The sequence below is a fragment of the Rhizobium sp. P40RR-XXII genome (assembly GCF_012641405.1).
GTDB lineage: Bacteria > Pseudomonadota > Alphaproteobacteria > Rhizobiales > Rhizobiaceae > Rhizobium.
In genome coordinates this window covers 1-12,468 of sequence record NZ_JABAII010000017.1, presented here as the reverse complement: position 1 = coordinate 12,468, position 12,468 = coordinate 1, and the positions used below count along the sequence as shown (strand labels likewise).

Genomic DNA, 12,468 nt, shown 5'->3' with positions numbered 1-12,468 from the left:
ATAGCGCCTGTCCAGTAGCCTGCTTGAATTGAAGCCATCGCGGGCCGAAAGCAGTTTCGCCTCATCCTGATCACCTTACGAGACCGCCATGATCGAAAACCGTATCCGTCGAAAGGATCTCCTCGACAAAGTCACCACGCCGCAAGCGGCCGCCAGTCTCATCAAGGACGGCATGATCATTGGCATGAGTGGGTTTACCCGAGCAGGCGATGCGAAAGCCGTCCCAATCGCCATGGCCAAAAAAGCAAAAACAGACCCATTCAAGATCACTTTAATTACCGGCGCGTCGCTTGGCCATGACATCGACCGGATGCTCACGGAGGCAGGAATTCTGGAGCGTCGGATGCCGTTTCAGGTGGATAGAACGTTGCGAGCCGCGATCAACCGCGGTGAAGTCATGTTCATCGACCAGCACCTTTCCGAAACCGTCGAGCATCTACGCTCCAACCAGTTAGGCCCAATCGACTACGCAGTCGTGGAAGCGACGGCAATTACCGAGGATGGCTGCATCGTGCCCTCCACATCGATCGGCAATTCCGCCAGCTTTGCAATCCTCGCAAAAAAGGTCATCATCGAGATCAATTGCAGCCAGCCATTGATCCTTGAGGGATTGCACGACGTCTACATTCCCACCAAACGACCAGCGCGTGTGCCCATCCCGATTGTCGCCTGTGATAGCCGTGTGGGCTTTCCTTACGTGCCGATCGATCCGCGCAAGATAGCTGCAATCGTCGTCACTGATGAAAAAGACAGTTTCTCCACGGTCGAGCCTCCGGATGCGGAAACCCAAGCAATCGCCAAGCATCTCATGCACTTCCTTGAGGGTGAAGTCCAAAACGGTCGCCTCGACCTGACCCTGCAGCCGTTGCAGGCCGGCATCGGCACGATCGCCAATTCGGTGCTGAGGGGCTTTGCTGATGGACCGTTTCATCATCTGCGCATGTATAGCGAGGTTCTGCAGGATAGTACCTTTGATTTGTTCGATGCCGGCAAGCTTGTATTTGCTTCGGGCTCGTCGATAACTTTATCGGAAGGCTGCAGCGAACGGGTATTCGGCCAGTTTCACAAATACAAGGACCGGTTGATTTTGCGACCGCAGGAGATCAGCAATCATCCGGAAGTCATTCGCAGGCTCGGCGTGATTGGAATTAATACAGCGCTGGAGGTCGACATTTACGGCAATATCAACTCCACTCATATCAACGGCACCCATATGATGAACGGAATTGGCGGTTCAGGGGATTTCGCGCGCAACGCCTACCTGTCGATCTTTGTTACGAAGTCGATGGCAAAGGGTGGCTCCATTTCTTCCGTAGTTCCAATGGTGACACATGTCGATCACACCGAGCATGATGTCGACGTCATCGTGACGGAGAACGGACTTGCTGATCTTCGTGAGCTTGCGCCGCGCGAGCGAGCCGAGTTGATCATCGCCCAATGCGTTCACCCGGACTACCGCGAAGCATTGCTGGACTATTTCCGGCGTGCGACCGCCCGTGAAGGCCATACACCGCACCTTCTTGAAGAAGCTTTCTCCTGGCACCTGAGACAACGGGCGAGCGGAAGCATGAAATCAGATATTTGACTACCGCAAGACCCGTCGGTCCAACGATAGTGCCGGGCCTGCCATTCCGAGATAAAATAGCAGCAGACTTGTGGTTCACATTTATCGAGCGGCGGTTTTATGCGGATCGGAGTAAAGCGACAGACACGTTATCGGATAACATCGCCGATGATCATTCTTGATACGAATGCCTTTAGGGGTTCCGGATCAAAATGACCTCTTGAGCTGAGCATTGCATCAATTACTTCTGCTTGAGACCAAGCACGCTTATACGCCCGTATCGTTGAAAGGGCGTCGTATACGTCACAAATTGCCGCGATCCGCGCCACGTACGGAATATCATTTCCGCCAAGGTTATGTGGATAGCCAGTACCATCAAACTTCTCGTGGTGATGGAGACAAATATCCAAAATTGCTTTCGGTATACCTGGAATCGACGCAATCATGCGGTAGCCTTGCACTGGATGCATCCGCATGATCGTAAGCTCTTCACTCGTAAGCGCACCCGATTTTTGCAACACTTCGATCGGGAGCGTTATCTTTCCGATATCATGGATCAATCCTCCTGAGCCAAAAAGGCGAACACTTTCTTCTTTCAGGCCCAGGCTCCGAGCGAAGATGATCATCAATGCGCTTACGGCCAGAGAGTGAAGAAATGTTCCTTCGTCCTTATCCTTTAGCTTCGCGACTCCAATCAACGCACCGGCATTGGTCACGGCTTCCGCCATGATTTGCTCCACGACGCTGTTCGCGGCCTCGAGTTGGAAAATGCGCCGCAAACGTGCTTGGTTCAAAACGTTGCGAATATCCGGCTGCGTTTCTTTGATTGTCTCTCGGGCGAATCCAACCTTCTCTGCGGTGAATTGCGATTTTAGGTGCGCATCATATCGTTCCACATCCCAGCTATTGCCCGCGATAAGGTCGGCACCGATGTCGCAACCAATGACGACGCTAAGCGCTGGCTTCGCATGAGCCGGTCCACGTCGGCTGGAGAAGAAATATAAAAGCCGCCCGCCATGCCGGAAGGTTCATTCTCAGCCAGTTCTAGTTCCTGAACGAACATTCCCGCGCTGATCTGATGGAGACGGATCCTCTTTTTCACTATGAATTCCGTGAGTTGCATTAGATTGGACAGACACAGCCTGGGGTAAATGCTCCGTATCCAATCTCGGTGATTTGGGTCAACACCGGCCACAGACAAGGCCAGTGCGGACAAATGACCTGTAGTTGCAGGATAGCACTTCCAAATACAATCACTATATGAACGCAGATGCTGCCAAACTAGCTGAAGCGCTCCACCTTTCGAAAGCCATTGCTCATACTGGGAGATAGTGCATTTGCAATTAATTAATCGAAGTGCGCCAGTATTATTTTCGAATCAATTTGCGTCGAACGCGCATTTTCTGGGAGACCCCAATGCATATTCTTAATCGCGGCGCAAATGCTATATCTGTTCTTGCCGCTATTTCCAAATCTCAGGCCATGATCGAGTTTGATCTTTCCGGCAAAATTCTCACCGCCAATGAAAACTTCTGCAGGACCCTCGGCTACAATCTTCCGGAGATTGTGGGAAAACACCATAGCATGTTCGTTGAACCGGCTTACGTGGCCTCGCCGGACTATAAGGCATTCTGGACAAAGCTTGCCACGGGAGCCTTCGATCAACAGCAATATAAACGCATCGGCAAGGGCGGCAAGGAAGTCTGGATCGAGGCCTCCTACAATCCCGTTCTTCGTCGCGGTAAGCCCGTCAGGGTGGTCAAGATCGCAACGGATATCACCGGGCAAAAATTGAAGGCGGCGGAAGATGCCGGCAAGATCGAAGCCCTATCACGCGCGCAAGCTCTCATTGAATTTACGCCCTCCGGAGAAGTCCTGACCGCCAACCAAAACTTCCTCACCGCCCTTGGCTATTCGCTTACGGAGATCCAAGGCAGACATCATTCGATGTTTTGCGACCCGTCCTATACGACGTCGAGCGCATATCGAGACTTCTGGGCGACGCTTTCCAGCGGCGGGTTGGTTGCAGATGAATTCATGCGAATTGGAAAGGGCGGCCGCAAGGTTTTCATCCAGGCTTCCTACAACCCGATTTTCGACCTCAACGGGAAGGTGTTCAAGATTGTCAAGTTCGCGACAGACGTGACCGCGCGGGTTGAGAACGTCGACCAACTGGCCGAATGCCTTACCAATCTTGCTGAAGGCAATCTTTCGCAGGCGATCGCAAAACCCTTCATCCCCTCACTTGAACGGCTTCGCGGCGATTTTAACGGCGCATGCGATAAGCTCAGCCAAGCCATGAGTACCGTTGCAGATAACGCACATGCCATCTCATCTGGCTCAAACCAAATAAGGGCGGCAGCCGACGATCTCGCCAAGCGCACCGAACAGCAGGCAGCCTCCATTGAGCAAACGGCGGCCGCGCTCGAGGAAATCACGAGAGCAGTCAAGGATTCCAGCCGTCGTGCCGGAGACGCCGGTGGGCTTGTTGTAGAAGCGCGAAAACATGCCGAGCATTCGGGTGAGATCGTCCGAAATGCAATCGGTGCCATGGACCAAATCGAAGCATCGTCACGCGAGATCTCGAACATAATCGGTGTCATCGATGAAATCGCATTTCAGACGAACCTCCTGGCGCTGAACGCGGGCGTTGAAGCGGCAAGAGCCGGCGACGCCGGCAAAGGGTTTGCCGTTGTGGCTCAAGAGGTTCGCGAACTCGCCCAAAGATCGGCGAAGGCAGCAAAGGAAATTAAAACTCTGATCACTGCCTCCGGCGCACAGGTCGCCAATGGTGTCGCCCTTGTCACCAATGCCGGATCGGCCCTTCAGGAGATAGCCACCCAAGTCCAGGAGATCGATACCAATGTAGCAGCCATCGTAGAGGGCGCGCGTGAACAATCGACGGCGCTCGCAGAAATCAGCCAGGCCGTCAATACAGTTGATCAAGGTACGCAGCAAAACGCGGCCATGGTGGAGGAGCAGACGGCCGCCAGCCACAGTCTTGCCCGAGAAGCGACGGCTTTGTTCGAACTGCTCGCGCAGTTCCAATATGACGGCGATGTGGGAACCTCTACAGCGGGCACAGCGGATCAATGGCCGCTCAAGCCTACAAACAAAATGCATGCCCGCCCGCAGGCGGACTTTGTCAGACTGAAATCAATCGCCACACCAGCAAAACAAAGCGCATAGAAATTAGCTGGTTCGCCTTGACGAACCATATTGCGTAATGGCTACGAAAAAGCGGATTTATATGGCGCAAAGACCGCCAACCGATAACGAAACGGCATTGGCAGCCAGAAGTGGGCACCAGCGTTGTTAAACAATCTGTCCGGAAACATCGCGCAGGCCGATTGCCGTGTGATTGGAATGTCATGCTCTCTTCTGCGTCAACATGGCCGATGTTGTATGCAGCAGTTTTGCGATAGTGCTCCTCACGACAGATAGTGTCGGGTAGTAGCCTGGAAATAATCAAAATGTGGGATTGGTTCCCTATAGTCTTCCTTCCGCTCAAGCTTCTCGTGTTGGGCACTGGCATGTTCTTCGCCATCAAGTGGCATCACGATCAAGAGAAGAAGAAATAACGAAAATGGCTTGTCCCGTTCGCTCAGCTTTAGCGCCGGACGCGCATGGCATTGGCTTTGGCGTGGAAGAAAAGGAAGCGCTGCTGAGTAGCTTTGCTGTCTTTCATGGCAATGCGGCGTACCAGCTACGAATAGCTGACCCGCGCCGCCTGAGAATGCAGTCTTTCCCGCGACAACATCCCACTGTTCAAAGTCCACTGGCGGAGAGAGCCTGAGAAGCTTTTCGCGCCGCATCTGCCAGGCATCGTAAACAATGCTACGATCGCGATAAGCCCACCACCCCTGTTCTCGACCGCAACGAAACTGCTTCGTTCGAAATCAGAAGTCTAGCCGCCGAACCGCCGACCGCCTCGGCCGCCGATCGGCGCCCCCTGAAAACAACCGTTCTTTGATGACTTCCATCCGGTTCGATTGTCATTCCACACAGCACCAGTTCGCTGCCGTGACAGGTTGCATGCGCAGCTATCGGCGTGCGGCAAGAGCCGTCGAGGGAGCGAAGAAAAGACCGCTCGCAGCGCACCGCATCTGCAGTGGCCTCATGATCAAGAACGGATACCAGTTCGGTTACCAGACTGTTTGCAACCGAGCTTTCAATACATATGGCACCTTGAGCGGGCGCTGGCGGAAAGTCGCTGAGATTGAGGATCTCCGTTGCCAATTGCCCCAGTCCAAGCCTGTTGAGACCCGCTTGGGCGAGCAAAGTGGCGTCAACGACGCCACTTTCCAGCTTTTGCAGTCTTGTCCCGACCAGACCACGAAACGGCACGACGACGAGATCCGGTCGGTGTAACGCAAGCAAGGCCTGTCTTCGTATTGAAGATGTGCCCACCACCGCGCCGGGCGGCAGCTCCCAAAGCCGACAGCCAGTCCGGGAAATGAAGGCGTCCCGCACGTCTTCTCTAGGCAGACAGGCGCTTATATGGAGGCCTCGCGGAAGCACCGTAGCAACATCCTTGCAGGAGTGCACCGCAAGGTCGATCTCTCCGGATAACAGCCGCTCCTCCAGTTCTTGCGTGAAGAGGCCCTTTACACCGATGTCAGGAAGCGGCTGCTCCCTCAGCTGATCACCCTTCGTCGTCAGTGATACGATGATAAAGGCTTCGGGGGGCAGCCCGTGACAGGCGGCCAGGCGCGCGGCAACCTCAGAGGCTTGGGCGCGCGCAAGAGGGCTTGCCCGCGTGCCGATCTTAATTGGCTTTGCGCCTGATAAGCGAACGCGGACGGTCATTAGGCCGCGTCCCTTGCAAGGGAAGGCGAAACCGGAGCGGTGAACTGCAGTTCGGCGAGCCTGGCATAGATCCCGCCCTGACGAACAAGACTCGCGTGGGTTCCTTCCTCAACGATCCTGCCCTCGTCCATCACTAGAATCCGATCTGCCTTCAATACCGTTGCGAGCCGATGGGCAATCACGATCGTGGTCCGGTTTTCCATCAGGCTCTCAAGCCCACTTTGCACGAGCATCTCGCTTTCGGCGTCGAGGGACGCGGTGGCTTCGTCGAGAAGGAGGATCGGAGCGTCCTTCAGCACCGCTCTTGCGATCGCAAGTCTCTGGCGCTGGCCACCCGAAAGTGTAAGCCCTCGCTCGCCCAAGACCGTCTCGTACGCCTTCGGAAGGGCCGATATGAAGGCATCTGCCTGTGCCTTTGAAGCTGCGCCCTGAATTTCTTCGGCAGTTGCATCTGGTCGGCCAAGCGCAATATTCTCGCTGATCGACGTTGCAAAAATCGTAACGTCCTGCGGGACAATGGCGACCTGACGGCGAACTTCCTCTGGCGACAAACTCGCAATTTCACGCCCATCAAGCGATATCTGCCCCGATTTCACCTGGTAAAATCCAAGCAGAATCGAGAACAGGGTGCTCTTGCCGGAACCTGACGGTCCGACGACCGCCACCGTTTCGCCGGGTGCCACGCGCATTGACAAGCCCTTAAGCACCTCTCGTTCGGGGCTACCAGGATAAGCAAACCGCACACCGCTGAACTCGACAGAGCCTGAGACCGGCAATGCTAACCGTCCCATTCCCTTTGCAGCCGACCGATCATCCTCTTTCTCGTCCATCAGTTCGAAGAGCCGTCCGGCAGCCCCGGCCGCTTGTGCGAGCTCACCCCAAACTTCCGAAAGTGATCCGAGCGAACTTGCGGCGATCACCAGATAAAGAAGAAACTGGCTCAAGCTGCCGGGCGACATCGCACCTGACATGAGGTTCTGTGCACCAATCCAAAGAACCCCCACGACGCTTGTGAATATGAGTGCGATTGCAAAGGCAGTCAGTAAAGCTCTCGATCGGGCGGCGATCGCTGACCTGGCATAGGAAGCCTCAATATCGCGGAGATATCTGCGCTTGGCGGTGTCCTCTGCATTGAAAGCTTGGATCGTGCGACTCCCTAAGATGATTTCGTTCGCGAAGGCGGACGCCTCGGCCAAGGCGTCCTGTGCGGAGCGAGATTTTTGGCGAACTGAGCGACCGAATACGACAAGCGGGATCACGATGAGCGGAATCGCTCCGATCGTTATCGAAGAGAGCCTGGGGCTTGTTATGAACATCATTACGAGTGCACCAACGCACAGGATGGAGTTGCGAAGTGCTACTGAGGCCGCCAAACTGACTGCCGATTTGATTTGTGCCGTATCTGCGATTAACCGGGTCGAAATTTCTCCGGCGCGATTCACGTCGAAAAAGCTTGCCGGAAGGTGTACCACTCTCCCAAAGGCGGAAAGCCGAAGGTCGCTGACTAGTCTTTCTCCAAGAGCCGCGACGAAGTAGTAGCGGCAAGCACTGGCGATAGCGAGAGCGACGGCCATCGCGATCAGCATCAGAAAATAGCGATCCATAAAGGCGCCGTCCGAGCGGCTGAAGCCATGATCGATCATGCTTCGCACGGCGGTCGGCAAAGCGAGAGAGATCAGTGCCGCGGCGGTCAAGGAAGAGATAGCTCCGCCTACGAGCCAACCATGCGGGCGCAGGAAAGGAATAAGTCGCCCCAGGCCTGCGAGCGAACGAGTTGCACGTTTGGATTTACGACCCCTGACGTCAGAGACAAGGGACATACCATCGGTCGATTCTGCTGGACGGTCGTGGCTTGCGATCATCAAGGCCTTGAGCTCCTGTTTAGAAATTTACGCCTTTTCTGTCTTCACACGGCGCTTTCGTCTTTGATGACGATCAATTTGTTGTCGGACAGGGTTGCTCACATCAGCGCGAACATACGAAAGGCATGAAAGGATTGGAAAAGCATCTTTTCCGCAATCGAATGACGCCGAACGCCACACTCTTAATTCGCCTTCAGGCGGCGGCCCGCGCCAGCGCACAGCGCGACCACAGCGCATGCAGCGCACCGACCAGCTGCTCGATATCGCCATCCGAATGCAGCGGCGTCGGCGTGATGCGCAGGCGCTCGGTCTTCTTCGGCACGGTGGGATAGTTGATCGGCTGGACATAGACGCCGGCGTCGAGCAGCAGATCCGAAATCCACTTGCACTTGGCAGCATCGCCGACCATGACCGGCACGACATGGCTCGGGTTCGGCATGTGCGGAATACCGGCCGCATCGAGCTGGGCACGCAGCTTGCGCACGCGATCCTGATGGCGCATGCGTTCGAACTGGCTGACCTTCAGATGCTGGATAGAAGCGACAGCGCCCGCGGCCAGAGCCGGGGGCAGCGAGGTGGTGAAGATGAAGCCGGAGGCAAACGACCGGATGAAATCACAGAGCGCGGAGGAAGCAGCGATATAGCCGCCCATGACGCCGAAGGCCTTGCCGAGCGTGCCTTCGATGACGGTCAGGCGATCCATCAACCCTTCGCGCTCGGCAATGCCGCCGCCGCGCGGGCCGTACATGCCGACAGCATGCACTTCGTCGAGATAGGTCATCGCGCCATACTTGTCGGCGAGGTCGCAGATTTCCTTGATGGGGGCGATGTCGCCATCCATCGAATAGACGGATTCGAAGGCAATCAGCTTCGGCGCCTTGGGATCGGCCGCCTTCAGCTTGGCTTCGAGATCGTGCAGGTCGTTATGCTTCCAGATGACCTTGTCGCACTTCGCATAGCGAATGCCTTCGATCATCGATGCATGGTTGAGCGCATCCGAGAAGATGATGAGGCCGGGGATGCGCGCGCCGAGCGTGCCGAGCGTCGCCCAGTTGGAGATATAGCCCGACGTGAAGATCAGCGCCGATTCCTTGCCGTGCAGATCGGCAAGCTCCTGCTCGAGCAGGACATGGTAGTGGTTGGTGCCAGAAATATTCCGGGTGCCTCCCGCACCCGCGCCACAGTGATCGATGGCCTCTTTCATCGCCTCGATCACTTTCGGATGCTGGCCCATGCCGAGATAGTCGTTGGAGCACCAGACGGTCACTTCCTGGGGGCCATTGGCCGTATGCTGGATTGCGCGCGGGAAATTGCCACGGCGGCGTTCCAGATCTGCGAAGATCCGGTAGCGGCCTTCCTTGTGAAGACCTTCCAGCTCGCCCTTAAAAAATGCTTCGAAATCCATTATCTGCTCCTTCGATTTCCCGAAGGTGTATCCGAGATACTTTGAGCGGTATTTGACTTTCGTCAAGTTGGAATTCGAGTGGTGCCAATCGTCTTCACTTCGGCTGGCAGTAGTCGTGTCGCGTCTCTGGCAATCTTTGACCTGGATCAATCACTCGCAACGCGGGGCACGGTAAAACGGCCGCATGATCACCCTTCCCAGCTTTGCAAAATTGCTTACAACCCTCGCACAGCCGTCACGGTTTCTTGAGTTCGCCGAGCGGGTTCTACCGTCGCTTGGTGCATTGACGGCCCTTTTGCTGGTCGGCGGCCTCTGGCTCAGCTTCGGCACGGACAGCGATTACCAGCAGGGGGAAACGGTCAGGATTATGTACGTCCACGTCCCCTCGGCGTGGATTGCGATGCTCTGTTATTGCGTGATGACCGGAAGCGCCATCGGCTCGATCGTCTGGAGGCATCCGCTGGCCGACGTCGCGGTCCGTGTCGCGGCTCCGCTTGGCGCAGCGTTCACATTCGTATCGCTCGTCACCGGGGCGATCTGGGGCAAGCCGATGTGGGGCACTTGGTGGGTTTGGGACGCGCGGCTTACGTCGATGTTCATCCTTCTCATCCTCTATCTCGGTATTCTGGCGATCAACAGGGCAATCGACGATCCCACCCGCGCAGCCCGGGTGACCGCGGTGCTGATCATCGTCGGCTTCGTAAACATTCCTATTATCAAATTCTCTGTGAACTGGTGGAATACGCTGCATCAGCCGGCGAGCGTGCTCAAATTGAGCGGCCCGGCTCTCGACATCGAGTTTCTCCGGCCACTTCTTCTGATGGCGCTGGCTTTCTCTACCCTTTTCGCGACCCTCTATGTCGCGTCGATCCGAAACGAAATCTGGCGCAGAAAGTTAATCTCTCACGACAGAATGGCCGCAAGGACCGCAGCGTACCTGGAGAATTGAAATGAATCATCAATTTTACGTCTACTCAGCATACGCAATCACGTTCTTGGTCATGTCCGCAGCTACAGCCAGGATTTGGCTCGCTGGCCGAACATATCGTCGTCGCGTCGAGGCGCTCATGCCGGTACGTGTCGCGCGGATGAGAAGCGATCGTTAGGATGTATCGCCAGCTGCTCGCGGGGATGCCACTCCTCGCCTTCCTAGGCTTCGCCGGCGCCGTTGCGAGTACGCTCTATCGCGAAACCACCGGTGAATACTCGCCAGCCGCGATTCCATCCGCGCTCATCGGGCAGCCGCATCCCTTCCTCGATCTGCCCTCCATCGGTGGGCTTTCGTCGAACGGCCTCGACGAAAGCATCGTCAAGGGCAAGGTGACTGTGGTCAACGTCTTCGCATCATGGTGCGTGCCTTGTCGACAAGAGCACCCCTATCTCATGAAACTGGCTGAGGATTCCGGAATCTCGGTGGTCGGCATTAACTATAAAGATGCCCCCGAGAACGCCAAGGCCTTCCTGAAGACGAACGGGAATCCGTTCTCCGCGATAGGATCAGATCTCGATGGTCGCGCCTCGATTGACTGGGGCGTCTACGGAGTGCCGGAAACGTTCATCCTCGACAAAACTGGAAGGATCGTTTTGAAACAGGTCGGCCCACTGGACGAGTTGGCGCTCTCGATGAAGATCCAGCCAATGCTACGGAAAATGCTAGCTTCAAACTGAGTGCAGCGCTGCTTCACAGCAAGCCCCTGGCCTCCCCATCTACTTCACGGTTCTGAAAGGGAGTTGGTGGAGACCGGAGACCATGTCGCCGCGCCCCCCCCTTCGGCAGAAAACATAACTCAGAACAATGCGGAATCTGACCTGAAGCGAAAGGCTCAGGAGAAGCTCGACGGTTCGATGACGGTCTCGGTAACATTTAGACGATCCTTGTAGCCGCTGACGCCCAGACTTTCGACAAGACTGCGCACCGCCTTTCGCTTCAGGTCAGATTCCACATTGCCTTCAAGGGTAACCTGGCCGTTGTTGACGATTACCGTCACCTTCTGTGGCGTGAGGCCAAGGTCGGATCGGAGCCTTGTGCTTACCGCCAGTTTTATGGATTCATCCTCACGAGGAAGCGTCTCTGCCGGGGCGTTAAGTATCATCGCAAGGATGTCGCGGCGGCTGACGATTCCCACTAGCTTCCCATTCTCAACAATGGGGACCCGTTTGATTCGATGAGCTTGCAGGCTCTCGGCAATATCCGAAATCTCGCTGTCCGGCCGAGCAACAATTACGTCCTGGGACATCATGTCCGCCACCGACCAACCATTGCTGGCGATGTAACGTTCGAGGTCGATCTCTGATATCACTTCGGCAGAGCGGAAAGATCGTTGAGGAGGACGAATTTCCCGACGAAGCAGAAGATCGCCTTCCGTGAGCACCCCGCATACCAGTCCCTGATCATCGATGACGGGAAGACCGCTGACATTGTTCTGCAGCATGAGCGCTACCGCATGGCGAATGCCGACCGCAGAGCTGATCGAGATTACATCTCTGGTCATAATGTCCTTCGCCTGCATGTCATCTGCCTCGCATATCGGGGTTATTGCGAATCAAACGTATCGCAGCGTTTCCAAGGGCGCTTTGATCCTAGTCAAGAATCAGGCGGATTGAGCAGCTCGGCAAGCCGCGCCTCTTCCTCGTCGCTCAGAGGCTTGCCGGTGGGCTTGCCGGCGCGGCGGCGGGCGTAGACGACCAAGGCCAATCCGCCCACAACGAAGAGCGCGATCGGCGCCCCCCAGAGTATGTAGGTCTTTTCGCTCAAGCGCGGCTTGAGCAGCACGAACTCGCCATAGCGGGAAACGATATAGTCGAGCACCTGCCGATCCGTATCGCCG

General features: G+C 55.9%; 13 protein-coding genes. 5 read left to right on the top strand and 8 right to left on the bottom strand.

Annotated elements, in window-relative coordinates:
- The first annotated feature begins 88 nt into the window (after nucleotides 1-88).
- Entirely contained in the window at nucleotides 89-1,585 is a 1,497-nt protein-coding gene (locus HGP16_RS25960; RefSeq protein ID WP_168842849.1) for an acetyl-CoA hydrolase/transferase family protein, read from the top strand.
- A gap of 128 nt (nucleotides 1,586-1,713) precedes the next feature.
- On the opposite strand, the gene HGP16_RS34585 is transcribed toward HGP16_RS25960, so the two are convergent.
- Nucleotides 1,714-2,460 carry an HD-GYP domain-containing protein gene (locus HGP16_RS34585; RefSeq protein ID WP_312867335.1) on the bottom strand — a complete coding sequence of 249 codons (747 nt, stop codon included), beginning with the start codon at nucleotides 2,458-2,460 and terminating at the stop codon, nucleotides 1,714-1,716.
- Complete coding sequence (locus HGP16_RS34135) at nucleotides 2,436-2,666, bottom strand: DUF3391 domain-containing protein (protein WP_246705588.1); 231 nt, start codon at nucleotides 2,664-2,666, stop codon at nucleotides 2,436-2,438. The genes HGP16_RS34585 and HGP16_RS34135 overlap by 25 nt, the downstream gene beginning before the upstream one ends.
- Nucleotides 2,667-2,980: 314 nt before the next feature.
- On the opposite strand from HGP16_RS34135, the gene HGP16_RS25950 reads away from it, so the two are divergent.
- Nucleotides 2,981-4,753 carry a PAS domain-containing methyl-accepting chemotaxis protein gene (locus tag HGP16_RS25950; protein ID WP_168842848.1) on the top strand — a complete coding sequence of 591 codons (1,773 nt, stop codon included), beginning with the start codon at nucleotides 2,981-2,983 and terminating at the stop codon, nucleotides 4,751-4,753.
- A 242-nt stretch (nucleotides 4,754-4,995) separates the two neighbouring features.
- Here HGP16_RS25950 and HGP16_RS25945 read toward each other — a convergent pair whose 3' ends face one another.
- The 4 genes from HGP16_RS25945 to hemA form a co-directional block, all read right to left on the bottom strand.
- A complete protein-coding gene (locus HGP16_RS25945; RefSeq protein WP_168842847.1) occupies nucleotides 4,996-5,379 on the bottom strand; it encodes a hypothetical protein in 384 nt (127 codons plus the stop codon).
- A gap of 22 nt (nucleotides 5,380-5,401) precedes the next feature.
- On the bottom strand, nucleotides 5,402-6,373 hold the full coding sequence (hemC, locus tag HGP16_RS25940; protein ID WP_168842846.1) for a hydroxymethylbilane synthase: 972 nt from the start codon (nucleotides 6,371-6,373) through the stop codon (nucleotides 5,402-5,404).
- On the bottom strand, nucleotides 6,373-8,235 hold the full coding sequence (locus HGP16_RS25935; RefSeq protein WP_168842950.1) for an ABC transporter transmembrane domain-containing protein: 1,863 nt from the start codon (nucleotides 8,233-8,235) through the stop codon (nucleotides 6,373-6,375). The genes hemC and HGP16_RS25935 overlap by 1 nt, the downstream gene beginning before the upstream one ends.
- Nucleotides 8,236-8,428: 193 nt before the next feature.
- Nucleotides 8,429-9,640 (bottom strand): 5-aminolevulinate synthase, encoded by a 1,212-nt coding sequence (gene hemA, locus HGP16_RS25930; protein ID WP_168842845.1) that lies wholly within the window; start codon nucleotides 9,638-9,640, stop codon nucleotides 8,429-8,431.
- Nucleotides 9,641-9,824: 184 nt separating this feature from the next.
- Between hemA and HGP16_RS25925 the strand changes: the two genes are divergently transcribed.
- The 3 genes from HGP16_RS25925 to HGP16_RS25915 are packed head-to-tail and all read left to right on the top strand — an operon-like array spanning nucleotide 9,825 to nucleotide 11,308.
- Entirely contained in the window at nucleotides 9,825-10,589 is a 765-nt protein-coding gene (locus HGP16_RS25925; protein ID WP_168842844.1) for a heme ABC transporter permease, read from the top strand.
- A 1-nt stretch (nucleotide 10,590) separates the two neighbouring features.
- Nucleotides 10,591-10,746 carry a heme exporter protein CcmD gene (gene ccmD, locus HGP16_RS34450; protein WP_168842843.1) on the top strand — a complete coding sequence of 52 codons (156 nt, stop codon included), beginning with the start codon at nucleotides 10,591-10,593 and terminating at the stop codon, nucleotides 10,744-10,746.
- Nucleotide 10,747: 1 nt separating this feature from the next.
- On the top strand, nucleotides 10,748-11,308 hold the full coding sequence (locus HGP16_RS25915; protein WP_168842842.1) for a DsbE family thiol:disulfide interchange protein: 561 nt from the start codon (nucleotides 10,748-10,750) through the stop codon (nucleotides 11,306-11,308).
- A 155-nt stretch (nucleotides 11,309-11,463) separates the two neighbouring features.
- Here the strand turns inward: HGP16_RS25915 and HGP16_RS25910 are convergent, their stop codons facing one another.
- A complete protein-coding gene (locus HGP16_RS25910) occupies nucleotides 11,464-12,150 on the bottom strand; it encodes a CBS domain-containing protein (protein WP_168842841.1) in 687 nt (228 codons plus the stop codon).
- Between the two features lie 74 nt (nucleotides 12,151-12,224).
- A partial coding sequence (locus HGP16_RS25905) for a cytochrome c-type biogenesis protein (protein ID WP_168842840.1) occupies nucleotides 12,225-12,468 on the bottom strand: 244 nt, incomplete at its 5' end.

What these genes read in the sequence shown, in the direction of transcription:
- HGP16_RS25950 (WP_168842848.1), top strand. Translation starts at nt 2,981, where the DNA reads ATGCATATTCTTAATCGCGGCGCAAATGCTATATCTGTTCTTGCCGCT.
- HGP16_RS25925 (WP_168842844.1), top strand. Translation starts at nt 9,825, where the DNA reads ATGATCACCCTTCCCAGCTTTGCAAAATTGCTTACAACCCTCGCACAG.
- HGP16_RS25935 (WP_168842950.1), bottom strand. Translation starts at nt 8,235, where the DNA reads ATGATCGCAAGCCACGACCGTCCAGCAGAATCGACCGATGGTATGTCC.
- HGP16_RS25945 (WP_168842847.1), bottom strand. Translation starts at nt 5,379, where the DNA reads ATGCGGCGCGAAAAGCTTCTCAGGCTCTCTCCGCCAGTGGACTTTGAA.
- HGP16_RS25910 (WP_168842841.1), bottom strand. Translation starts at nt 12,150, where the DNA reads ATGCAGGCGAAGGACATTATGACCAGAGATGTAATCTCGATCAGCTCT.
- hemA (WP_168842845.1), bottom strand. Translation starts at nt 9,640, where the DNA reads ATGGATTTCGAAGCATTTTTTAAGGGCGAGCTGGAAGGTCTTCACAAG.
- HGP16_RS25915 (WP_168842842.1), top strand. Translation starts at nt 10,748, where the DNA reads ATGTATCGCCAGCTGCTCGCGGGGATGCCACTCCTCGCCTTCCTAGGC.
- hemC (WP_168842846.1), bottom strand. Translation starts at nt 6,373, where the DNA reads ATGACCGTCCGCGTTCGCTTATCAGGCGCAAAGCCAATTAAGATCGGC.
- HGP16_RS25960 (WP_168842849.1), top strand. Translation starts at nt 89, where the DNA reads ATGATCGAAAACCGTATCCGTCGAAAGGATCTCCTCGACAAAGTCACC.
- ccmD (WP_168842843.1), top strand. Translation starts at nt 10,591, where the DNA reads ATGAATCATCAATTTTACGTCTACTCAGCATACGCAATCACGTTCTTG.